22 protein-coding genes are annotated in these 23770 nt (G+C 24.7%); 3 read left to right on the forward strand and 19 right to left on the reverse strand.

The annotated features are described in order from the left end of the window. The first annotated feature begins 473 nt into the window (after nucleotides 1-473). Both BUB01_RS05735 and BUB01_RS05740 read left to right on the forward strand, forming a co-directional pair. Nucleotides 474-722 (forward strand): DUF1653 domain-containing protein, encoded by a 249-nt coding sequence (locus tag BUB01_RS05735; RefSeq protein ID WP_072985726.1) that lies wholly within the window; start codon nucleotides 474-476, stop codon nucleotides 720-722. 71 nt (nucleotides 723-793) lie between these two features. After that, nucleotides 794-1201 (forward strand): secondary thiamine-phosphate synthase enzyme YjbQ, encoded by a 408-nt coding sequence (locus BUB01_RS05740; RefSeq protein WP_072985727.1) that lies wholly within the window; start codon nucleotides 794-796, stop codon nucleotides 1199-1201. Between the two features lie 150 nt (nucleotides 1202-1351). Here the strand turns inward: BUB01_RS05740 and BUB01_RS05745 are convergent, their stop codons facing one another. From BUB01_RS05745 to BUB01_RS05785, 9 genes are all read right to left on the reverse strand, one after another. Further along, nucleotides 1352-1678, reverse strand: coding sequence for a hypothetical protein (locus tag BUB01_RS05745; RefSeq protein WP_072985728.1), 327 nt, complete (start codon nucleotides 1676-1678; stop codon nucleotides 1352-1354). A 116-nt stretch (nucleotides 1679-1794) separates the two neighbouring features. After that, on the reverse strand, nucleotides 1795-2163 hold the full coding sequence (locus BUB01_RS05750; protein ID WP_072985729.1) for a hypothetical protein: 369 nt from the start codon (nucleotides 2161-2163) through the stop codon (nucleotides 1795-1797). Between the two features lie 273 nt (nucleotides 2164-2436). Then, nucleotides 2437-2892 carry a hypothetical protein gene (locus BUB01_RS05755; RefSeq protein WP_072985730.1) on the reverse strand — a complete coding sequence of 152 codons (456 nt, stop codon included), beginning with the start codon at nucleotides 2890-2892 and terminating at the stop codon, nucleotides 2437-2439. Between the two features lie 3 nt (nucleotides 2893-2895). Then, nucleotides 2896-3702 (reverse strand): RelA/SpoT domain-containing protein, encoded by an 807-nt coding sequence (locus BUB01_RS05760; RefSeq protein WP_072985731.1) that lies wholly within the window; start codon nucleotides 3700-3702, stop codon nucleotides 2896-2898. A gap of 21 nt (nucleotides 3703-3723) precedes the next feature. Then, nucleotides 3724-4464, reverse strand: a complete 741-nt coding sequence (locus BUB01_RS05765) for a hypothetical protein (RefSeq protein WP_072985732.1) — start codon at nucleotides 4462-4464, stop codon at nucleotides 3724-3726. Nucleotides 4465-4662: 198 nt separating this feature from the next. After that, complete coding sequence (locus BUB01_RS05770) at nucleotides 4663-5712, reverse strand: DNA polymerase IV (protein ID WP_072985733.1); 1050 nt, start codon at nucleotides 5710-5712, stop codon at nucleotides 4663-4665. A 146-nt stretch (nucleotides 5713-5858) separates the two neighbouring features. Beyond that, nucleotides 5859-6686 (reverse strand): hypothetical protein, encoded by an 828-nt coding sequence (locus tag BUB01_RS05775; RefSeq protein WP_072985734.1) that lies wholly within the window; start codon nucleotides 6684-6686, stop codon nucleotides 5859-5861. Nucleotides 6687-6881: 195 nt separating this feature from the next. Then, nucleotides 6882-7328, reverse strand: coding sequence for a DMT family transporter (locus BUB01_RS05780; RefSeq protein ID WP_072985735.1), 447 nt, complete (start codon nucleotides 7326-7328; stop codon nucleotides 6882-6884). A 19-nt stretch (nucleotides 7329-7347) separates the two neighbouring features. Further along, complete coding sequence (locus BUB01_RS05785) at nucleotides 7348-7767, reverse strand: DMT family transporter (RefSeq protein WP_072985736.1); 420 nt, start codon at nucleotides 7765-7767, stop codon at nucleotides 7348-7350. Between the two features lie 119 nt (nucleotides 7768-7886). On the opposite strand from BUB01_RS05785, the gene BUB01_RS05790 reads away from it, so the two are divergent. Beyond that, the gene (locus BUB01_RS05790; RefSeq protein ID WP_072985737.1) at nucleotides 7887-8588 is read left to right on the forward strand and encodes a cyclic nucleotide-binding domain-containing protein; all 702 of its coding nucleotides are present in this window, start codon (nucleotides 7887-7889) and stop codon (nucleotides 8586-8588) included. Between the two features lie 176 nt (nucleotides 8589-8764). On the opposite strand, the gene BUB01_RS05795 is transcribed toward BUB01_RS05790, so the two are convergent. The 10 genes from BUB01_RS05795 to BUB01_RS05840 all read right to left on the reverse strand — a co-directional run bounded on the left by BUB01_RS05795 (nucleotide 8765) and on the right by BUB01_RS05840 (nucleotide 23768). After that, complete coding sequence (locus tag BUB01_RS05795; RefSeq protein WP_072985738.1) at nucleotides 8765-9730, reverse strand: PP2C family serine/threonine-protein phosphatase; 966 nt, start codon at nucleotides 9728-9730, stop codon at nucleotides 8765-8767. 4 nt (nucleotides 9731-9734) lie between these two features. Then, the gene (locus tag BUB01_RS05800; protein WP_072985739.1) at nucleotides 9735-10409 is read right to left on the reverse strand and encodes a vWA domain-containing protein; all 675 of its coding nucleotides are present in this window, start codon (nucleotides 10407-10409) and stop codon (nucleotides 9735-9737) included. Nucleotides 10410-10431: 22 nt separating this feature from the next. After that, nucleotides 10432-12075, reverse strand: a complete 1644-nt coding sequence (locus tag BUB01_RS05805; protein ID WP_072985740.1) for a protein kinase domain-containing protein — start codon at nucleotides 12073-12075, stop codon at nucleotides 10432-10434. Next, entirely contained in the window at nucleotides 12056-12775 is a 720-nt protein-coding gene (locus BUB01_RS05810) for a hypothetical protein (protein ID WP_072985741.1), read from the reverse strand. The genes BUB01_RS05805 and BUB01_RS05810 overlap by 20 nt, the downstream gene beginning before the upstream one ends. 222 nt (nucleotides 12776-12997) lie before the next feature. Further along, on the reverse strand, nucleotides 12998-15490 hold the full coding sequence (locus tag BUB01_RS05815; protein ID WP_072985742.1) for a bifunctional diguanylate cyclase/phosphodiesterase: 2493 nt from the start codon (nucleotides 15488-15490) through the stop codon (nucleotides 12998-13000). 73 nt (nucleotides 15491-15563) lie between these two features. After that, entirely contained in the window at nucleotides 15564-17201 is a 1638-nt protein-coding gene (locus BUB01_RS05820; protein ID WP_072985743.1) for a hypothetical protein, read from the reverse strand. Between the two features lie 212 nt (nucleotides 17202-17413). Then, nucleotides 17414-18103 (reverse strand): thioesterase II family protein, encoded by a 690-nt coding sequence (locus BUB01_RS05825; protein ID WP_072985744.1) that lies wholly within the window; start codon nucleotides 18101-18103, stop codon nucleotides 17414-17416. A gap of 2 nt (nucleotides 18104-18105) precedes the next feature. Beyond that, a complete protein-coding gene (locus tag BUB01_RS05830) occupies nucleotides 18106-18810 on the reverse strand; it encodes a 4'-phosphopantetheinyl transferase family protein (RefSeq protein WP_072985745.1) in 705 nt (234 codons plus the stop codon). Nucleotides 18811-19011: 201 nt separating this feature from the next. Beyond that, entirely contained in the window at nucleotides 19012-20214 is a 1203-nt protein-coding gene (locus BUB01_RS05835; RefSeq protein ID WP_072985746.1) for an SGNH/GDSL hydrolase family protein, read from the reverse strand. Between the two features lie 14 nt (nucleotides 20215-20228). Continuing rightward, nucleotides 20229-23768 (reverse strand): non-ribosomal peptide synthetase, encoded by a 3540-nt coding sequence (locus BUB01_RS05840; RefSeq protein WP_278337116.1) that lies wholly within the window; start codon nucleotides 23766-23768, stop codon nucleotides 20229-20231. Between the last annotated feature and the right edge of the window lie 2 nt (nucleotides 23769-23770).

Below are 23770 nucleotides of genomic sequence, written 5' to 3' on the forward strand. Positions count from 1 at the left end.
ATAATAATTTCGCTAAATGTATATTTAGCGAAATTATTATTAAGCTTCAAATAGTTTTAAAAAGCAACAAATTAATTAGTTTTCATTTAAATGTAAAAATAAGTATTTTATTACCGAAAACCCCCTTTTCTATTTCTACAAAAAAATCATTTTTAGAATCTTATAATTCGACCATAATCAAGTTTAATTCATTTTGAAAATATTTTTATCAAATAAAAGCATATACTGTCTAAAGCTAAAAATTATAAAATATTTTGCTATACATAAATTTTGCATAAATATATCCACAATTTTGTTATTAATTACGATATTGCTATGAATTAACATTTGCACAAGTTTATACACAGAATTATACGGTGATTAAATTTTTGATTTTTATAGTTAGATATTTTATTTAGCGCTATTTATAAATATAAGTTGATTTGGTATAATAAGGAGAATTGAATTTATAATATAATAAAGGAGACTTTAAAATGAGAGATATATCAAAAGACAAAGGGAAAATTTTTAGACACTTTAAGGGAGATTTATATCTTTTAGAGGATTTTGTAACTCATTCAGAAACTCAAGAAAAAATGGTTCTTTATAGAGCCTTATATGGAAGTTGTGGTTTATTTGTAAGACCATACTCTATGTTTATTGAAGAAGTTCCAGAAGATAAAGTTAACCCTACTCTACAAAAATATAGATTTGAACTTTTTGAAGTTAAAAGTGTCAAATAAGCGAGAATATATATTAATCATTATTAATATATGATAAGTTTTTAAAATTATGAAAGGCGTGTTTGGAATTTATGAATAATCTATTTAAATATAATCTGACAATCGACAAAAAAGAAGCTATGGTAAACATAACTGAATATGTTAATGAAGCTGTGTTGAAAAGTAATATTAAGAATGGAATAGTTGTAGTCTACTCCCCTCATACTACAGCAGGAATCACAATAAACGAAAACACTGATCCTGATGTTGTTACGGATATGCTTTACGGTTTTGAAAAAAACTTTCCAACAAAAGATAGAATTTATAGACACTATGAAGGAAATTCCCATGCACATTTAAAAACATCATCTGTAGGCGCGTCTCAATCAATAATATTAAATAAAGGCGAACTTATACTCGGAACATGGCAAGCAATTTATTTCTGTGAATTTGATGGGCCTAGAACTAGAAACTTTTTTGTTAAGGTATTAGAAGGATAAGAAAAACCTCCATAAATTAAATGTTTATGGAGGTTTTTTAGATCGAATCTTTTGAATTATTTACTATACCAATAAAATTTAATTTTGAAAATAAACTATTATTTAAATTCTTTTTATAAAAAAATAGTTAATTTTTTCAATTAACTATTCTCAACGTTTCCATTTGTTTTTCTTTTTAGAAATAGGCTTTATAGATTGTTGTAATGGTTCTTGGAATAAAGCATCATTTAATGTTATTGATAAACATGCAGCCACTCCAAAACCATAAATTCCTGCTTTTAATATATCATTAATAAATAAAAGTATTAATAATATCACTATTCCGCTTAAAACTTTACATAAATTTTTTCTTTTTAACTTATTTGTATAAGTTTGTATTTTGTTAAATAACTCTGAACTAATACTTAACATATTAAATATTGTATTAAATACAAAAAAAGAAACTACAACAACAACTAGTGTTATAAAAAATTGCATTTTATCTCCCCCTCTTTAACTGCGTGAAAACATATTCATATTATAACATAATAAATCTTTTATAACAACTAAGTAAATAAATAGAAACCTCTTAATTAATAAGAGGTTTCTTCTGTCTATTTAACTTTAAAATTCCACTCACCTTTTTGTATTATATTTAAAGCATTTATGTTAAAGTCAATATTTTCCGATAGCTTTTCTTTTAAATTAAGATCTTTTTCTTCAAAAGTATAAGTATATACAGATGAACCTTCGTTAGTATGACCTCCGTAATTTTTTCCTCTACATCTTATATCTGAAATTTTAGCATCAGTATTGCCAAAATCAATATCAACATCATCAATGTCTTCATTACTTCCGCAAGACCCTATTATAGACTTAGCTAAATAAAATACTGAATTCATATAAAAATCCACTATAGCTTCCATGGATTTTTTATTACCCTTTTTAACCTTTGCAAAATGTTTATTTATTATATCTTCCAAAGCTGTCCCTCCCATTTTTATACCTTACTAGCTAGTAAATTTTTTACTCTTCACTTATTAATACAACTTATTTTTAAAATTCCTCACATAATTTTAAGTGAAAGTCAAAATTTTAATTTTGTATCTCGAACTTACTACTTGGTAATTTTAATATTTGGTTGATTTAGTCATTTGAACTTACTCCGTAAGAGCACTTCTATGAATAATAATTAATATGAGCTTCGTTTTAAAATAAATTTAAAACCCCCATAAGTTTAACTTATGGGAGTATTTTTACTTAAACCCTATATTGTTTTTGATACACCAAGACTTTGCAAGTTCTATAAAAAAATTATCCTTAAAGTCAAACCATTCATTAGAACCTAATACTGTATCAAATTTACTTCTGATTTTAGAAATATCAGTATTTGTTTCTAATTCTTTATTTATTTCAGCTTTTAAATCATTTTCTAAGGTGTTAACATAGCTTTTTAAAACAGCTAAATCATCAAACTCATCCTTTTCAGGTAGTTCTATATAATCATCATTATTCTCTACGATATCATATGCTATTTCTACTGCTCCCTGTTGCCATTCCGGGAATGTATCTACAGGGACTTTAGTTTTCGCAGCTACTAACTCTCTGTAAACTAGAGATATTACATCTCCATTCTTTTTATTATAATAAGCGCCACCCTTTTCATCTAAAAAGTCCATAGCATATAATATATCTTCTAATATTACGTTCATAAATTAATCTCCTTTTAAATCAGAACGAAGCTTAAGTATTTCTTCATCCTTCTCTTGTATTACTTTTTTATATTTAATATCTAAATCCTTTAAATTTTTGCTAAGTAAATTAATAAGCGAAGCCATTTCATCTGCACTACCAGCAATTCTATTAAAAAGTAATAGATTAGAGGCTAAAACCTCTGGAATTTCTTTATGTGAATATCTAAGCTTATGATCTATTTCACCATAGCCTTCTTCAAAAATAGTTCTAACTTGTATTTCAGCTATAACTTTTTGGCTAGTTGGATAAAATTCTATAAGGTAATGAACAGAACGATAACCTGACTTTCTTGATTTAATTTCTATTCCTAATTCCTCGAAGCAACTTGTGTCATCTCCATCTCTTATATTAGCGGTTATTTCTATGACTTTCCAAGTATTTAATATAAATTTATGAATAGTTTCCCATTCTTCTTTAAATATATGTATAGCTCTAATACCTATTAAATCATTAATCTCTTCCTTGTAATTATCTACTGAGAACTTAAAATCTTCACCGTATTTTTCTTTTCTATCAGAAGTTTTTCTTATAATCTTTTCTATTAATCTCTCTGGATTCTTAACTCTAGATTTTACAGAGTGAATTTTAGGATGAGTTCTTAAAATAGTTGAAATAAATTCAGCTTGCGTTTCATAATTATCCCTAACTTTAAGAAAATCAGCATATATAGCATCTAATGCTTCTACGCTTATATTATTTTCGGATATTTCTCCACTTTCAAAAGGATATTTTTTCAAAAACCCTTGAAGATTAAATTTTTTATCCATACCTTCACTCCTATATATAAATTATTCCACTTTTATAGCATTATTAACCTTAGAATTATCTTTTTTATCTAATGACCCAGTATATTTTAAATTTTCTATAATACAATTTTTTTGAAGTACTATATTTTTACCTATAACTTTTTTAGCTTTAATATTAGTTAATACTATATCCTCACCTTCTATAGTATCGATTTCTAAATCATTAGAACCACTTGTAAACCTAGAAAAGATACCATTTAAAAGATTAATATTTATGGTTTCCCCTTTTATAAACTTTATATTACTATTTTTATTTAATCTTAAATCTATTTTTCCAGCATCTAAAGTTTCTATTCCAATTTGTCCAGAAGCAGTAATAGTTTTGGCTTTAACTTCAGTAGCGCCTGTATATTTTCCATCTGATATAAAATTTGTACATGTTACACTTCCTGAGCCAACAAGGGTTCCGTTTAAAGTAAAGTCTCTAAATTTAATATCACCATTTATTTTACTTTCTCCAACTATTTTAATTGTATTGCCACTAATATCACCATTAACAGTAGTAACACCTTTTAAATCCATTTCCCTTGTCTTTACATTCCCGTGTATTTCAGTTTCGCCTGTACAAAAAATTTTAGTTGCTTTTACATCCCCATTTAATATGGCGTTATACTCCATTTCTAAATAGTTATATTCTCCTTCAGATTCAAAAGTAGAAAATTGAAGTTTGGCGCTATTTATCTTCTTATATTTTCTCTCAGTATTTATATTTTCATTAACCATTATTTTTCCCCCTATAAATTCACCCATAGTATATTTTATATTATTCGATATATATTTTAACATAAAATATATAAAAAGACATCCATTATTTTCTATGGATGTCTTCTGAAATTTTAACTATTCATTTATTAAATAAAGTAATGTAACTACAGCTATATTTTTATAAATAAAAAATTTTAAGGATTAAGATTATTAAGGTTAATTATTGAAAAATGTAATTTGTTCATTACACTCTTCTGTTAGTGAGGATATAGATAAACCTATAAGCCTTATAGGTTCATTCAATTCTAAACTAAGTAGAATTCTTAACCCCTCTAAATAAATCTCCTCTTCATTATTTATATAATTATTTAATGTTTTACTCTTTGTATGATTCTCAAAGTGTGAAGTTTTAAGTTTTAATGTTATAGTTCTTCCTTTTAAGTTCTTTCTTTTAAGTAAAGATGAAATTCTACTTGAAAAGTATTCTAAATATACTTTAAGCTCTTCCTTATTATCAGTATCTTGCTTTAAGGTGGTTTCTTTACCTATTGATTTTCTTTCCCGTGTAATTATGACTTCCCTATTATCAATTCCTCTAATTCTTTCATAAATTTCAAGTCCAAATTTCCCAAAATACTCTACAAATAATTCTTTAGGAAGTTCTAAAAGTTCTTCTATCTTAAATATTCCTATATTATTTAGTCTATTTACAGCCTTAAATCCTAAACCATGTACTTTATTTATTGCAAGGGGTTTTAAGATTTCAGGAACCATATCTTCAGTGATAATTTTAAGTCCATTTGGTTTATTCCAATCTGAAGCGAGTTTTGCCAAAAATTTATTATATGATACGCCAACTGATATATTAAGTCCAAGATTTTTTTTTACCTTTGCTTTTATACTTAAAGCTATTTTTACTGGATCCTCTTCTAAATCAGTAACATCTAGATATGCCTCGTCTATACTAACACCTTCTACTTTATCTGTAAAAGAATATAATATTTCAAAAATCTTAAGTGATATTTCTTTATATCTATAAATTCTTGGTGTAATAAAAATTCCATTAGGACATTTATTTCTAGCAATAAATACAGGCATAGCAGATTTTACTCCATATTTTCTGGCTTCATAAGAGCAAGTAGATACAACTCCACGTTCAGAAGTACCACCTACTATTACAGGTTTTCCTTTTAAACTTATATCATCCATAATTTCAACAGATGCAAAAAAAGCATCCATATCTACATGTAATATGTTTCTTTCCATATAAACCTCACATAAAAATTTAAAATATATTTATAGTATACACTAAATTTAACAATAAGAACATATGTTTTAGCTGCGTATTTTTATCATTTTTATCAAAAAAGCACTCTAAATATTCATAATTTAGAATGCTTTTTTGATAAAGTTTACCTTTTAATCAAATACAATATGAGGTTTACTATAAGTGGTATAAATGAAAATATTAAAGCTACTATTAAAAATACAGAGATAAATATATTAAATACTAAAATCTTAGAATAAATATAATGTATATTAAAGTTAGCTAAATTTAATATTATGCTTAATATAAGCGAAAAAGTATAAATAGCTATAAGTCCACTAATACCTCCCTTAATATCAGCTTTGCTTAATGCCATATGAGATGCTATAGATATTATAATAAATAAAAATATCCAAAAGTTTATTGTTTTCAAATTATTAGTATTAAAAATATCTTTTACAACTTCATTAAATATAGATTTAAATATATCAAAGAAGCTTTCTTCCCCTCCAATATGCACCAACTTAGTTTCATTAAGCAAGAAGTTATAAAGTTTATTAAAGCTATCAGACAAAAATATTTTCATAGTTAAAAACATAGTTAATGAACCAAATACTAATGGTCCAATTGCTATAAAGAAGTTACCTATATTTTGATATAAGCTATTCTTATTAAAACTATGTTTTACATAGCCTAAAACACCGTCTTGCTTGCAAGCTTTTGGTCTTAGCAGCTTAACTTCAGTAACAGTGTGTCCAAAAATTATACACATAAGGAAATGTCCAATTTCATGAATTGGAGTTCCTATAAGCCCTGTGATAAGTACACCTTTAAATCCAATGGCTCGTTGAATAAAATAGCTTGCTCTTTTTTCGATTAGTCCAATTATAAATCCAAAGCCTACTATTATGCCTAAAGTATATACAACTTGAATAATACTTATTTTAAGTATATCAAAAACTATACTTTTCATTTGTAATCATCCTTCCATTTTTAAAATCCATAATATATATTATCATATATTTTCTTTTTATTTGTTAATAATTTATGACTATTAAAATTGAAAGCACTTATAACCAAGCCATAAAAACTATATTATTATAAATATATATGAATTAAACATAAATGGTGATTATAATTTAGTAAGTTTTTTACTTTAGACTTACAGTTATTGTTTACTAGTTATCTTTTTATCAACTCTAGAATTATAAAGTATACCTATAGTTATAATGATAGCACCAATTATCTTATTTGTTGATACTGTTTTAAGTAATATATAATCAATAATTATACCTGCTACTATTTGGCCTATGAAAAATAATAATGTACTATATACTACTGGTATTTTAGGTACTATTCTATTTGAAGAATAAACTACTGAAACACCTACAACACCACCTAAAAATATATAAAAAGGCATTTTACTAAAGTCATTTAAGCTTAGTTGCATTTTATTACCTATAAAAATTACAACAATACTAGTAGTAACTAATCCAACAAAATAGTTTACCAAAGTTGCTTGAAAAACTCCTATCCTCTTCCCAAGAGATGAATTTATTATCATAGACAAAGTAGTAAGGATACCACCTATAACAGCTAAAATTACCATAAACATATCTATCTTCCTCCTATATTTATATTGTCATTACAATTAACCCTATAAAAATTATGCTAAATCCAATTAACTTCTTTTTATTAAAGTTGTATTTTGTCATTCCTAAAAAACCATAGTGGTCTACTAAAGAAGAAAATATAAGTTGTCCAAATACACCTAATGCAGTCGTTAATGCAACTCCTATATAAGTTATAGTTAGAATGTTTGAGATTGTTAAACCAACACCTACTACACCACCTAAAAATAAATAAAGAGGTATCCTTCCTTTTAAACTTATTTTTATTCTTTTTAATACCATGATAAATGCTATAGCAATTAATCCAACAATATGAATTATTAATAATGAATAAGAAAGCCCAACATTATTTAATAATTGACCATTAAAGGTTATCATTATTGAAATTAGCATTCCTACTAAAATAGCTAAAATATTATACATTTTAAATACCTCCACATATTTAATACTATATAAATAATATTAACAAAATTATTAAAAATATAAATAGGACATTTGTCCTATTTAAGTAGTAGTAGTATAATTTATTTTGAGGTGGATTTATGAATAAAATTTATGATAAAAACTTAATTCATAAATATTTAAATGAATATAAGTTAAATTGTAATCTAAATAAAGATTTAATAGCTAATATGGAGATACATAATTTTAAAAAAGGAGAAATGATATGTTGTATTAATACTGAAATGTTTTATATGTATTTTTTAGTTCAAGGAAAAACTAAAGTGTATACTATGCTTTCAACTGGCAAATCACTTTTATTATGTTTTAATAATCCTTTATCTATAATGGGAGATATAGAATTTACTAATAATCCTTTAGCTGATTGTAATGTAATGGCTTTAGAAGATTGTATTTGTTTAGCTATCTCTATAAATAAGATTAAAATGTTTGGTTTTAATGATCCTATTTTTTTACGATTTATTATAGATTCATTAGGAGCTAAGTTAAGAAATAATTCTATTTATAGCTCAATAAATATTTTATATCCATTAGAAAATAGATTTGCAAGCTATCTTTTGTCGGTGATGACATCTAATACTGAGAATAATAATATTGTACATATTGAAGGCCTAAATCATATAGCTGAACTTCTTGGAACCAGTTATAGACATCTAAACAGAGTAATTAAAGATTTATCAGATAAAAAGATAATTAAAAAGTCAAAAAATTTAATAATTATATATGATTTGTATAAAATTAAATCCCTTGCTCAAGATATATATAATAAAAATTGCACATAAAAAAGTATTATATAATTTTCCTTTTACTGAAATTTAAGTAATCGAAAATTATATAATACTACTCATAAGTGAGAATCCAAATTTTAATTTGGACATTCGAACTTACTCCTATGAATGATAATGAATAGGAGTTTCCTTTAAATTAATTTATCTAATAATTACAAAAATTATAAAAATTAATAAAGAAGTTGTAGTCTTTTTATATGTTTTTTAACTATTTTTTTCTTTTTTCCTGTATTCTTAACAACAGTATCTATACGTAATTTGTTATTTGTAGATACTGTTTTATTATATTCCTTTGCAATTAATAGAAAATTTACAATCCCTTTTTCATCATTTATACCTATGACTTCTTTTAAAATGTCTAAATCTTTATCTTTCATAGTATTTAAATCATAATTATGTCTATATAATATACCAATACTGCAATCATCTGTAGTTCTTTCTGAAAGCTTCCTTATTAAATCATCTTGCAAAAATTTTTTGAAATCACTTTTGCCAAGTCGAGCTTTAGCCTGAAATATTTTAGTATTTGCTAACGCTAAACTTTTAGTAGCTTTCTTATATAAACTATTTGTTCCTCCATCAGACATGACAATAAAACCTTCCACCTCATTTACATGACCTTTAAACAATCTAAAATGATTATATACATTAGGCATTGTAAAGAAATAGGTTGTATTTGACGTTTCTCCATTCTCAGGTTCTGATAAAAGTCTTACTGCTCCATTTTTATAATATGCAATAAGTCCATCTCCTATATGCCCTATTATAAAATTATTATCTTTTATAGCCACAAATAATAATGTAGCAGAAAAATCTTTTATGCTTGAGGAATTATACTTTTCACAGACATTATTTATTTCATCAAGTAATGAAGAAATTATAAATTCTTTGAATTGTAATGCCTCCATAGTATAAAAATTATCAAAGTTAGATTTCATGAGTTTAATTATTGTTTTAGTAGCTATTTTAGAACCTACATTAGATAATCTACAAGATCCAGCACCATCACTTAATGATAAAATAGCATTAGATTTATCAACATAACAACATACATTATCTTGACATGGAATGCCCTTTTTTTTATGAAGACTACCTTGTATTTTAGAACATTCCCCAACCCATCTTTTTATATTCATAAACTTATAAATCTAACTCCATCCAAGTGCTTGGATCCTTTAAGTTTATACTTTCGCCAGCCATAGATTTAGAGGTATCTATTACACTTTGGCTTAACCATTCAAATAATGCAGTGAAATCTAAATCTTTAAGCTTTGCTGGAGCATTGCCTGGCGAAAATTTCGATAATATATCCATGTCAGCTTCATCACCTATTCCTATTGGAAATACTGTAAGCTTTCTATTGTTTACAAGTTTAACTGTTCTTTGTATTACCTCTTCTATGCTATCAGTTGGTATACCATCTGTCATTATAACAAGCCAAGGCTGAAAATACTCTACTCCAGCTTCACTGTATTCCTCTTTTCTTCTTTCTAGAATATCAAGAGCCATAGTAATTGCAGAGCCCATCGGAGTAAGACCATGAGCCTCAAGTGTAGGTACTTTTTGCTTTTCTACAGTGGTAAAATCCAAAACCTTATTAGCTATAGCACCACCAAAATTAATAATAGAAATTTCAGCAGCATATTTTGCTATTGGATCATCTTTTATACTTTTAAAAAATAAGGCCACCCCCTTATTTAATTCATCTATAGGTTCACCCATCATAGATCCTGATGTATCTAAAACCAAACACACTGGAACTCTAGGTGTAGGATTATCATATAAGTCTTGTTCTCTTAATTCATTTAAATTCATACTTCTTCCCCCAATTCAATAATTAAATCTTAATAGTTATTTCTTTTATACCTGTGTATTCCATAAAGTCTTTATAAATAATAAGTCCTAATCTCTTAAACACTAAATTTTCTATTTGAGATTCCAAAATTACATTTTTATTTACTAAATTAAGTTCTCTATTCATCTTATCTAACAGATCTCCAATACTTGAATAATCTGAATGCAATTTTTCATCAGCTAAACTTAATTCTTCACAAATGGTATCAATATTTAATTTAATATTATCTTTGATATTTTTATTATGTTTTTTAGCTATTTCTTTAAGCATAGGATCTATAGATACAAATTCTGAATATATTCCAATTTTTATATTTTTCTCATAATATATCCTTAAATTATCTAAAATAGCTCTTTCACTTTGTTTAATACCTTTTCGTACAGATGTATATCTATTAGTTGTTGCAAACAATCTCTTAGTTAAGGCTATTCTTGATAAATCCAAATTTTGAGACTTTATAATTATCCCATCCTTGACTAAGCTTATAATCATTTCAGAAGTTTTTTGATTTATAATTATTGCTCCATTTTCTGAAAACTTTAACTCATCATAGTCTAATATAAGTTTTCCTAAGTTAAAATTTGATATAGATGCTTTATCTAATGACTTGATATCATCTTTAAATGCTAAATTAGGCTTTAATTTTGTTTTCATATTAATCTTAGGAAAAATATCTATTGAGCAATTTCCACTATCACAATATTTTTCATAGGATTTTATAATATTTATCCATTCCTCAACAGAAAGTCTATTATTATTTTTAAATACAGAATAGAAGCTTTTTTTCATATCATAACTTAAATCATTCCATATAAATTCCCAAGGTCCTTTTGGAGCCTTACTTTCTATAGAGTTATAAAAAGGATATGGAAAATTCATGTTTTTAATATTGTCTAGAGGATTTGTACAACCTCTAAAAGCATATGGTTGTTTTCCAGGAAGGAAAATCATAAATAAGAGTGTAGCTATTGCAAAGGCTTCATGTCTCTTCGTCCTGAAGAATTCTGAATAAGGTTTACCTTGAATTTCTGGTGCTGTAAAATGCACTGTTCCTACATTACATTTATATAGGTTTGCTATTTGATAGCTATCTGTATCTACAAAATAAACCTCATAATAATTATTTATAAGTATATTTCTTGGGTTAATATCACCTATTAAGATATCATTTTTATGAAGTTCATTAATAATATCTAATATTTTTAACGATAAAATAATTAATTCTTTTTTAGTCCAAGAGCTATATTGATTTTTTAATATCATAGGTTGAAATACTATATTTCCTAATTCACTACCTTTAGCTAACTCCATAACATAACCTAAAAAATTCTCTTCATAATCATATAATATAGACTTAGGCCAACATAACCCTTTGTAACAAATTTGATTATCTACCATGTACTTTAATTTATCTTGTATTTCATCAGATATTTTATCCTTATAAAATATTTTTAAAGCAAGTGTGTCTGAAACTTTATAAATTTCTCCTTCTCCACCTTTTGCAATTAAAGTTAAAGAAGAAATTTCTATAGCCTCTTCTAATTTTTTTTTCTTATCTAAATAATAATAAAAATGAGAAGTTTTTTTGGGTTTTCTTTTAAATATGTTATCTAGAAAGTTTTTCATCACTTTCACCTAAATTTACATAATCTATAATTTGCTCTTTAGCAATCAATATTTTTTTATTAAGATATAATATAGGAATTAATTTTAAAGTACCTTCCTCTCTTTCAACAGCAAGTCTTATACCATCTTTTGTGAAATCTCTTACTATCAAATTTTCTTTATCAGTTAACTCTTCATTAAGTTCTTTAAAACTTTCCTTATCTATATCTATAAAATAAAAGTTTTGTTTTTCCTTTGATAAGTTATAAGCTTTAACTAACTTATTTAAAAGCTGTTCTTTCGAATAGTTATAAAAACTATCATCTAATTCTAAATCTATTAATCCTTTATTAACACATAACTTGCCTAATGTTACATAATCAAGTCCAATTAATTCTTCATAAGAATAATCAATTTCTTCACACTCATATGAAGTTCTAACACTTTCTTTTTTGACCTCTAAGGGTATTTCTCTGATTTCTAAAGGTATTTCATTTAGTTTTTGGATACATTGAAATTCCTTTAACTTATCATTATTTGGTTCATTGGCTTGTACTTTATAAAATATCTTATCAATTAATATATCCCTATTTTTATATAAGAATAATCCATATTGCTTATAAGACATGCCAATATCTTCACAGATATTCATAAGCTTATTTACCTTTAATTTTCTTAAATGCTCCCTATCATAGTGTTCACCAGAAATTTCTATATACATATACTCCTATCTCCTCTTAAATTATTAAAACTATTTTTATATCTAATATTATTTATATTTATGTAATTTTAAAAATATTAATAATAAAAAAAGAGTTGAGTATAAATTTTAAAATTTATTATGTTGCTCATACAGAATAAAGCATTAATGAATAATTATCTTCATTAATGCTTTATTATTTTAATATATTTATGTATCTTTTTTTATAATAAAATTTATGTATTATTTCAATATAGAGAATGGGTCCTTTATAGGGGCAGAAAAGTAATAGCCTTGAGAATAATTTACTCCTATAGAAGTTACTATATCATAAAGTTCCTTATCTTCTATAAATTCTGCAGTCGTCTCTATTCCTAGACTAGAAGAGAAATCCACAATAGCCTTTAATACTTTCTTTATTTTAGCATCTTCTATTTTTAAAGCTTTAATTATACTTCCATCTATTTTTATTTGGTCTATATTAAGTTCATGTAACCAAATAAAATTAGAATATCCACTACCAAAATCATCAATAGCTATTTTAGCACCATATGATTTTATATCTCTTATAAAGTTTTTTATGTCTTTAAATAATAATATCTCTTCAGATTCCACTATCTCAAATATTACCCTACAATTTCCACTATAATTTTTAAGTTTATTTAATATAAAATTTCTAGTAGTAAGATCTAAAATATCATCAATCGATAAATTTATAGAAAAACTAAACTCACTATTCTTAAATTCTTCAAAGCTTTTATTTATTATACTCTTTGTAATTTCATTATAAAGCCCCATTTTTTTAGATACACCTAGAAACTTATAAGGAGCAACAATAGTTCCATCTTCTTCTATTAGTCTTGCAAGACATTCAAATTTTTCAATCTTACAACTAGTATTATTTATAATAGGTTGATAAAATGGTATGATTCGATCTTCTTCTAATGCCTTTTTAAGTTTTTTACTCCACAATATATTATCTAAACTCTTTTTTTCTATTTCCAACTTTTCATCATATATAATAAAATAGAGAGCATTATTCTTAGCATAACTTAAAGCTAATTCTGCTTTTTCTAATGCATCTTGATTATTGCAGCATATACTCATTCTAAATCTTATAGGAATGGTATCTAAGTCACAAATTTTGAAAACTATATTATTAAAATCATTGTATATTTCTTCCATGCAAGTTTCAAACTCTGAAGAACTTATATTACAGTTACTTAAAATTGCAAATTTATCAGAATATAATCTATAACACATTAAGTTGTATCTTTTTTCATAAGAAATTAATATATCTCCAATATTTCTTATTATATTATCACCTTGTTCTAGACCATAAAAATCATTCATTTCAGAAAAATTTATTACATCTAATATAGCTAACTTTTTTTCACTAGATTTAGATTCTTTAAGCTTATAAATTAGCGAATTTCTATTTTTTAAGGAAGTTGTATTATCATAGGCAAATAATTTCTCAATTTTATCGGTTTTATTTTTAATTAATTTTTCTAAAGCAAAATTATGTTCATTTAATTCATTATTACAATTTTTTATTAAACTATGTAATGTTAAGCTTTCATAAATTTCATCTTCAATATTGCTTGGAATCTCAGTATGTATAGATAGTTTGGAATTTTGACTTTCACTTAAAGTTAAGATTATATTTACTTGGTTTGCAAAATAAGAAGAATTATTGTAAGTAAACATTTCACCTAATCCACAAAAACCAGAAAGCGATATACTTTCTTTTATAGGAGATAGTTCACAGTTTAGATTTCCATTTAATAAAAATTTTCTACTTGAACAATAAAAAACATATACTACTTCTGCATTAATTTCTTCAAAGCATTTATAATTTTTATAAGCCTCTTTTATTAAATAACCATTATTACAATAAGCAAATAATATTCTATCACCCTCATTAACAATACCTGTTATATTCAAAACTCCGCCATCTTCAAGAGAATTAATGACTCTAGGAGTGAAATAATTATCATGTGAAACTAATACTGGAAACTGAGTTCTCATGACTAAATCATTTTTGCAAAATTCCCCAATCTTATTTTTATAAAAATCCATAGCAGGCTCATCATCTATTTCGTAAATGGCATTATCTATTACTTTTGTTATAATATGTTCTTTTCCAATTCCTTGCCAACCTGAGTTTACAATCATATTTACTTCTAAGTAACTACTATCTAAAGCTAAAAAGGCTATTCCACCTTTTATTATATTTTCTTCATTAAAAAGATATCCTTTTTTGTGAAAGTCTCCAAAAACACCCCCCGCAACTTTAATATCTACTTTTTGCTCATTAAACTTTCTAATAAACAAATCACTATTTACAGTATTTTTATCTGCATAAATTAAAAGTAATTTAGTATCTGTAGTAATAAAATCTTTCATTAAAATATCTACAGTATTGTTTTCTTTATAATCATTACAATTGAATAAAATACTTCTTGCCTTTATTTTATCTGAAATTGTAAATGTAATTACAGTGTTAGCTTCATAAAATTCACCTTTATATATAGCTGAATTTACTGAGCCACCAATAATAACAACATCTTTAATATTTTGTTTTAATGTACTTAAAATGTCATTAATTTGTGCTTCGTCATTATAAGCTAAAAATACTTGAGCAAAAACATTTTTCTTTAAATTTATTTCATTTTCTATTATAAACTGCTGTAACTCATTTACATTAGTATATAATGTAGATTTATTAATCATAACACACCCCATATTTGTAAGATATAAAGAGAAAAGAATTTTTAAATAAAATTCTTTTCCACTTTATTAGACTCTATATTTCTATAGTTTTAGTAAGAACCTTAATAACCAATGTTTTCTCATTCTTTTTATATATATAATTTCCATTAGTACTTAATTCTAAGCCATTCCAAAAGTCTCCAGTTAAAACCTTTATAAGCTTTATCTCTGTTAGAAGCCTTATATTTGTTAAAATAATATCTTTTTGTTCATTGAAAAGTTTTTTTAAATCATCATAAGAAGCTATAATGTTATTATTTTCTAACCAATTTATATAATCTGCCATTATTACTTCTGCTTTATTAAGCTTTTTGAGCATTTTTATTTTATTAATTACACTTTCAACCTTAGGCAAAGTACTAAAACCTTTTATATAAAAATCAAATATCTTATAAGAATAACTACTATTAATTTCCTGACTTATATTATTATCGATTCCATTATATATACCTTTATAATCTAATCCATAACTTTCTAGTAATTCTTTTTGATTAATGGTGTAACCTGTATCTATACTTGGAAGGGGTAATTTATCCATAAAAAACTTTGTTACTTTTAATTTACATTCATTTATTCTTTGTGTATAAACAATTTCTAATAATTCATCTAAATTATTGCCTTTTAGAATATAGTTACTATTTATTATAGGTAATCTATAAAGATTAATGTATATTAATGTATATCCTAATAAGGAATAATAATTCTTATCATATATTACAAATAAATCTTTTATGTCTAATGATTTTAAATAATTTAAGGTTTTATTTGTTACTAACGCTTTAATAATATTACTATTTATTTCAGCATCTTTAATTATAGTTTGCTCCCTATAAATTTTAGCTTTAAACTTATTTGTACTTAATCCTACTTTTTTACAAAGTCTAGGATTAATAGTAACATAGCCTGAGATGGGGTATCTAATAGAAACATTTAGTTTTTCTTTAGTAAATACTAAATCTTTAAAGTTTGAAAACATCTTGTTTTCTCTATCCGGTTTAAAAGCATTATAATTGTCTACTATTTTTTTTCCTATTCGTTTATATTCTTTTTGGGTAAGTGGTACAAATTTAGCATCATCTTCACTTAAAACATTTAACAATTCCATAATACAAAACTTGGAGCTTAAAGTTTTAGACGATTCTAATCTACCTTCTAACATTCTAGCTTTACTCCATTTATCACTCAATTTAATCTTTCTATTATGACAAGCACTAAGCAAATGCTCTGAAGCGCGTTTCCTTTCCTTAACTGTAAATGAATCCTTAACTAAATTAGTTAAATATTTATCCTTTAAATTATAACTTAATATATCTAAAGCCCTTTTTTGATTACCTTTAACATATTCATCATAAGTTAAAAGGTATAATAAATTATTTATATCAAAATCATTTAAATTAGCTTTAATATTTATAGATGAAAAAGTATCTTCATTTATATTAAAATTAAAATCCAATTTATCTGTACTTATAATATAAAGTTTATTATAAACTTTATTAGATGGAATAATATTCAGGCTACCGGTAGTTACACTATAACTTATTCTGTCTAAATAAATTATAATCTTGTCTTTAGCATAAATAGATATAGGCTCTAAATTACCTCTTGGATAATTGAACTCTATAACCATAAATTCTTCTTTTCCTATATTTAATAATGATTTTTTAACTTTCATTTTTTCCCCCTGCAAAAGCTATCACTTTATAAATTTATGCTTTTTTTAGAGGTAAAATTACTTGTTTTTACATACTAAAATAAACGGACTGCATTATAACATACAATCCGTTTATTTTATATCATATTAATATATAATAGTGAATATATTCTTATATTTATATTAAAATATGTTAACTTACAAAGATATACATAATTAATCCATATGATTTTTTAAACTAGTGTATTATTTATAATCTTAATTATATTTTCAATATTATCATTTATGAAGAAATGGTCTCCATCAAGATTATAAATATTAAAATGTCCACTAGTAAGAGTTTTCCATCCTAATAATTCATTCATATTTATATCATCTTCCTTGCCATTTAATACAGAAATATTACATTTAATTTTATCATTTCTATCATTATAAATATAATCATTTAGTAATTTGAAATCACTACGTAGGATTGGAATAAATATCTCTAATAATTCGCTATTTTCAGCTACTTCTTCTGGTGTACCTCCTAACTCTAAAACTTCTGCAATGAATTCTTTATCTGGTAATAGATGAATATTCTCTTTTTTTGATATTATATTAGGAGCTGCATGACCTGAAAAAAATATATGGGTAGGTTCCCTTAAGCCAGCTTCTTTAATTTTATAATATAACTCATAAGCTAAAATACTTCCCATACTATGTCCATATATTGCATAATCATCTTTATCTAAAGTATTTTTAATATTATTAAAAATATCATCAATAGCTTCATTTATATTTCTATAAAAGTCTTCATAAAATCTTTTACCTCGTCCTTTTAAAGATATTGGATATAATTTTATTGAAGGATCTAAATAATCTGACCATTTGAAATATATACTTTCGGAACCACCTGCATATGGTAAACAAAATAATAACATAATTATGCATTCTCCTTTTCAACTAATTCTAAGAAATAACTTATTAATTCATCCTGATTTAATGTTTTAATATTAAAAGATTCATTATCTAATCTACATATTGATAATTTATAATCTGATAAAATGTTCAAATTATTAAATGTGTAATTAGCACAATCATTATTAGAAATGAGCTTTAAATTCGTATCATTATCAATAATACGAAAAGAATCTAAAGGTATAGATAATCCTTGTCCTTTAAACTTTATATAAGATTCTTTTAGTGTCCATATTTCATAAAATCTCTCTAAACTTTTTTTCTTATTAGGTATAGAAATATAATTAAATTCTTCATTAGTAAAAAAGTTTTTAGCTATATCGAAATACTCTATATCTTTAATTTCTTCAATATCAATACCTACTTCTTGATTATTAATTGCAATAGCAACATAATTTCCTGAATGTGATATATTAAAATAAAAATTCTTGAATTTTTCTAAATAAGGTTTTCCATAAATATTTTTATTAAAAGAAATGCTTTCATTTTTGACATTAAAATCTTTGATAACTTTAGTTCGTATTAGAATTTCAGCAATTAAAGTTTGAATTTTATCATTTTTATTTATAAATTTATTAATTTTAGTTCTTCGCTCACAACTAATATAAGTACATAATTTCTGTAAATTTTCATCTTGTATATTTAAAGTTTTAATTATAATAACATCCATAACTTTTTGTGCCTTTCATTATATCATTTACATATGTTAAATTATAACACTAATTCTATATAAAAGAAAAGTTTTCTTTGAAATGTTTTGAAGTAATTGTAATTTTTAATAAGTTTTTTTATTTTATAGGGCTTTAAGAAATTATATTTATTATAAAAAAAGCTCTGCGAACCATTATGGTTCACAGAGCTCAAATTTTAATTATACTACATAATCAATATACTTATTTAAAATAGTAGTAAATGCTGTTGCCCCACTATAGTTTAGATGAGCTACATCCTGATAATATTCATTATTAGAACTTATTTCTTTACAGTCTTTGAAGTTTAAGTATTTAAAATTATACTTATCTTTTAGGTAATAAATAAATTCTTCAAATTCTACTTTCCAATGAGCATATTTTGTTTTATGAGCTTCTTCTACTGTCTCATATCTTGGAATAATCACAGCATAAACCTTTATATTAGGATTTATTTGATATAAAAGTTTTAGTGTTTTTTCAAAATGAATTTTATTTTCTTCAATTGTTTTCTCATAGCGATTACTACCATACTTAGGCATATTATCTGGCATACAATAGTCATTAGCACCTTTTTTTACTGAGCTGTTTCTTTGTTCTGGAGTTGCAAAATCTTTAAACATTTTAGCTTGTGAATTTCCATAAATATTTTCAAAAAGCTTGTCTCTTAAACTTCTTTCTTCAATACTTAAAGGTTTAATAATTTTACAATTTGCTTTAGCAAGCTCTTCTTCGACAGACAAAGTAAAATTTCTATTGTTATCATAATTATGATAGTCTAGATTGTAACCTCCCCATGATAAATAATTAATTATATCAGATGTTAGAGAAACATCATAATTAAAATAATTATAATCAAATACATCTAAAATAGCATATTTTAAATTTTTAATTTTATCTGGATAATTTTCTATGCAATATTCTAAAGTCCTTAAATTATAGTATATATCTTGACTAGATACAGCTAAGTTACAAAAGTTACCTTCCAACAGTTTAGGATTAATTCCTAAAGCTGAATGTGATACCCCCAAAATAATTCCATTGTATCCATCCTTATTGTTAGGATTTTGCATAACTCTATCTACTTTTTGAGTTGATACTCCATTATTATATAAATAATAGAAATCTACTATTTTTGAGGGGTCAATTTTAAATTTTTTAACTAAATATTTTGTTATAATTTTACAAGCTTTTGTATTATCAATTGCTAGTATTATATAGTCATAGTTAATATCATTTAATTCTTCTAATCTATAAACTTTAGCATTATTAAAACTTTGAATATTTGCATTATTATCAGTATATCCTACTATAGTATGAATACTTTTCAACTTACTTGAAACTAGTTTACTCTTATTTCCTAATCCATATATAATAATCTTCATAGCACCCTCACTTTTTATATAATATTAAAAATTTTTTTCACCATATTCTCAATAGTTTCTTCTGTCATAGATTTCTCTGAATATATTGGGCAAAAAATTGTTAATGTATTTTTGTTTATATTCATATGAATTTCTTCTGGTACATCACCTACTGCATATTTACCGGTAATCATAATGTCATTATTTTTTAAATTATTATTATATTTGTTAGAATCTGAAATAAGCACATTTACACTCAATTCATTAAATATATTTGATTTTGTTGGTACTTTTTCTTTATATAGTTCATAACTTTCATTTGAATTATTGCTTATTTTTTCTTCCTTATTCCATCCAATTACTTCTTTTTTATTTATATTATATAAGCATGGAATAGTATCTGCGTATAAGCCTAGTGTATTTAATGTTTTTGCTTCACGCGAATGATAAATCATTGTAAATGGTATCTGCATAATATCGTTAATGTTTATAATTTTACAATATTTATCTAATATCCACTCTACCGGCTTTTCAATTATTTCTTTTTTCTCAATTTGGTTTATTTGCTTTGTTACTATAATTTTATAAAGATAATTATAATTATCTTTAATACTCTTAATGTAAGTCTCAACATTATTTTCAATATTCTCTATAGAATTATACATTTTTACTATTTTGGAGTGATGTCTTTTTCTATTTACATACTCATAGTATGTTTCTTCAGGGATACAAGCTTTATCATGATTTAAAAGCGTATTCTTAAACATATCTAAAAGTATTTGAGCTGTAAAGAAGTCCCAAATAGCATGATTCATATAGAAATATACTAAATAATTATCAGTATCTTTTTCTATGATAATTATTTTAGATAGTAAATCACTTGTTTTGAATAATTTTTCGCATTTTGAAACTCCTCCTAAATTATTATAAACTTCATTATATTCATCTTTACTAAAACAAGGGATGTACCAATCTTTTTTCTGTAATTCTATCAAAATATTATTCTTACTATCATATACAGTCCTTAATACTGCTTGTGAGTTCATAATGTTATTTATGGACTTCAATATCTGAGTTTTTGATACTTTTCCTAGTATTTCTATACCCAGTGCTGATATAAATGGAGATTCTTTTATTAAAAAGTCTTCTTGAACTTTTAATGGAACATACTGCTTACATTTTGTAGCATTATATATATTTGTATTATATTTATTCAATTCTTTATATAGGGTAGAATTAATGAAATCTCCTTCTATTTCCATAGGAACACTAGTAATATTTATTGCTATCTGATTTTCGTCTTTTAATTTTTTATTAAAGCATTTATCATTTATTGTACACAAAATCTCCACTAATGTTTTAATATTATTACTTCGTTTTATAATGTCAAAACCTACATCAAATCCTTCTTTTCTTAATGCAGAAATTAGTCTTAATAGTTTCATTGAATCTCCGCCAAGTTCAAAGAAATTATCTTGTAAACCAACTCTATTAATTTCTAAAATTTCAGCTATTATTTTACAAATAGTTTCTTCTTTTTTATTTCTTGGAGCAATATATTCTTCTGTACTTTCTAAATTTATATCTGGTAATGCTTTTTTATCTAGTTTACCATTTCTATTTACTGGTATTTCTTTTATTTGCATCATATATGTTGGTATCATATACTCTGGCAATTCTTTACGTAATTCTTTTTTTATTTGCTTGAAGTCTACATTTATATCAGAGATCACATAACTATAAATTGATTTTTCACCATTTGAGTTTTCTCTTGTTATAACAGCTACATCTTTTATATAGTTGATTTTACGTAATACATTTGCAATTTCTTCAAGTTCAATTCTGAATCCTCTAACCTTAACTTGTTCATCTATACGTCCTAAGAATTCTATATTTCCATCAGGAAGCCATCTTGCTAAATCACCTGTTCTATATAATTTTCCTTCACCATAAGGGTTATTAATAAATTTTTCTTCTGTAAGTTCAGGTTTATTAAGATATCCTTTTGTTACCCCATCCCCTGCAATACATAATTCTCCAGGAATTCCAATACCACAAAGAGATACTTTTTGAAGTATATAAATTTGAGTATTTGCAATAGGTCTACCAATAGAAATATTATCTTTGTCCATATTTTTTGATAATTCATTAGCTGTCGACCATACAGTAGTTTCAGACGGTCCATATACATTTTGTATTATTGCATTTGTATATTCATGTAATTTAGCTACTATATCACGCTCTACTTTTTCTCCACCTATCATAATGTATTTAAGTGATTTTAAAGTTTTAAGTTTTTCTGGATGTGATAACAATATTTTTATTCTACTTGGGGTAGTTTGTAATATTTCAATATTGTTTCTTTCAACAAAAGCACTTAGGTAAAAAGCATCTTCCTGTTCATCACTTTTTGCTATAAATGTAGTCATTCCATTTACAAAAACTAATATTATTTCTGTAGCAAAAATATCAAAAGTCATATTAGTAACTGATCCCATATTATTTAACTTACTATTAAATATACTAGTTGCTATACTTTTTTCATTATTTGAACAATAATTAACCATATTACTATGTTTAATCATTACTCCTTTTGGTTTTCCAGTAGTTCCAGAAGTATATATTAGGTATAATAAATCATCAGCTTTATTTACATTTTTAATATCTTTGAAATCTCCTGTAAAAGCTTTTTTATCGCTAAGATTAATTATTGGAATTCCTATGATATTTGTGCTAGCTTTATATGTTAGTAAAGCCTTTGGATTACAATCAGAAAGAATATAGTTAACCCTATCTTCTGGGTATTTTGGATCTATTGGAACGTATGCTCCACCAGACTTTATAATTGCTAGAATTCCAATTACCATTTCTAAACTTCTATCTGCCATAATTGCAACAAAATCATTTGGTTTTACTCCAATTTCACGTAGCTTTAACCCTAAAATATTTACCTTTTCATTTAATTCCTTATAAGTTAGTTTTTTATTGTCAAAAACTATTGCTACTTTATCAGGTGTCTTTTTTACTTGATTTTCAAATAATTCTTGTATAGTTTTATTTTTTTGGTAATCTACCTTAGTGTTATTAAATTCTACTAATACAGTATTTTTTTCATCTTCTCCTAGAATTTCTATATCTTTAACTAATATATTTTCATTTTTTATAATCTCATCTGTTAAATTAATAAAATGCTCTTTAATTCTTTCTACATTATTTTTTGAATATAATGATTCATTAAATAAAAATTTTACTAAAATCTTATCTTGATAAACAACCATTATATTAAAATTATAATTAGTCTGTTCAGAACCGCTGGACCCCACTATTTCTAAATCATTTTTTACTAATAATTCAGTATTTAAGCCTTTATCATCAACTGGATAATTTTCAAATACCATTATATTATTTATTAGTTTTTCTTTAACTTCACTGAAAGATTGTATTTTTGCTAAAGGATAAAAATCATATTCATTACTTTCTAGGAAGGATTTATTTATACTTATTAATAAATCTTTAAAGCTCATACTATCTTCTAATTTAACTCTTAATGGGATAGTATTTATAAATAGTCCCAGCA

The organism is Clostridium cavendishii DSM 21758 (genome assembly GCF_900141845.1).
GTDB lineage: Bacteria > Bacillota > Clostridia > Clostridiales > Clostridiaceae > Clostridium_AG > Clostridium_AG cavendishii.

Bases quoted from the DNA above. Each gene is read 5' to 3' on its own strand.
- BUB01_RS05735 (WP_072985726.1), top strand. From the start codon at position 474: ATGAGAGATATATCAAAAGACAAAGGGAAAATTTTTAGACACTTTAAG.
- BUB01_RS05740 (WP_072985727.1), top strand. From the start codon at position 794: ATGAATAATCTATTTAAATATAATCTGACAATCGACAAAAAAGAAGCT.
- BUB01_RS05745 (WP_072985728.1), bottom strand. From the start codon at position 1,678: ATGCAATTTTTTATAACACTAGTTGTTGTTGTAGTTTCTTTTTTTGTA.
- BUB01_RS05755 (WP_072985730.1), bottom strand. From the start codon at position 2,892: ATGAACGTAATATTAGAAGATATATTATATGCTATGGACTTTTTAGAT.
- BUB01_RS05760 (WP_072985731.1), bottom strand. From the start codon at position 3,702: ATGGATAAAAAATTTAATCTTCAAGGGTTTTTGAAAAAATATCCTTTT.
- BUB01_RS05765 (WP_072985732.1), bottom strand. From the start codon at position 4,464: ATGGTTAATGAAAATATAAATACTGAGAGAAAATATAAGAAGATAAAT.
- BUB01_RS05770 (WP_072985733.1), bottom strand. From the start codon at position 5,712: ATGGAAAGAAACATATTACATGTAGATATGGATGCTTTTTTTGCATCT.
- BUB01_RS05775 (WP_072985734.1), bottom strand. From the start codon at position 6,686: ATGAAAAGTATAGTTTTTGATATACTTAAAATAAGTATTATTCAAGTT.
- BUB01_RS05780 (WP_072985735.1), bottom strand. From the start codon at position 7,328: ATGTTTATGGTAATTTTAGCTGTTATAGGTGGTATCCTTACTACTTTG.
- BUB01_RS05785 (WP_072985736.1), bottom strand. From the start codon at position 7,767: ATGTATAATATTTTAGCTATTTTAGTAGGAATGCTAATTTCAATAATG.
- BUB01_RS05790 (WP_072985737.1), top strand. From the start codon at position 7,887: ATGAATAAAATTTATGATAAAAACTTAATTCATAAATATTTAAATGAA.
- BUB01_RS05795 (WP_072985738.1), bottom strand. From the start codon at position 9,730: ATGAATATAAAAAGATGGGTTGGGGAATGTTCTAAAATACAAGGTAGT.
- BUB01_RS05800 (WP_072985739.1), bottom strand. From the start codon at position 10,409: ATGAATTTAAATGAATTAAGAGAACAAGACTTATATGATAATCCTACA.
- BUB01_RS05805 (WP_072985740.1), bottom strand. From the start codon at position 12,075: ATGAAAAACTTTCTAGATAACATATTTAAAAGAAAACCCAAAAAAACT.
- BUB01_RS05810 (WP_072985741.1), bottom strand. From the start codon at position 12,775: ATGTATATAGAAATTTCTGGTGAACACTATGATAGGGAGCATTTAAGA.
- BUB01_RS05815 (WP_072985742.1), bottom strand. From the start codon at position 15,490: ATGATTAATAAATCTACATTATATACTAATGTAAATGAGTTACAGCAG.
- BUB01_RS05820 (WP_072985743.1), bottom strand. From the start codon at position 17,201: ATGAAAGTTAAAAAATCATTATTAAATATAGGAAAAGAAGAATTTATG.
- BUB01_RS05825 (WP_072985744.1), bottom strand. From the start codon at position 18,103: ATGTTATTATTTTGTTTACCATATGCAGGTGGTTCCGAAAGTATATAT.
- BUB01_RS05830 (WP_072985745.1), bottom strand. From the start codon at position 18,810: ATGGATGTTATTATAATTAAAACTTTAAATATACAAGATGAAAATTTA.
- BUB01_RS05835 (WP_072985746.1), bottom strand. From the start codon at position 20,214: ATGAAGATTATTATATATGGATTAGGAAATAAGAGTAAACTAGTTTCA.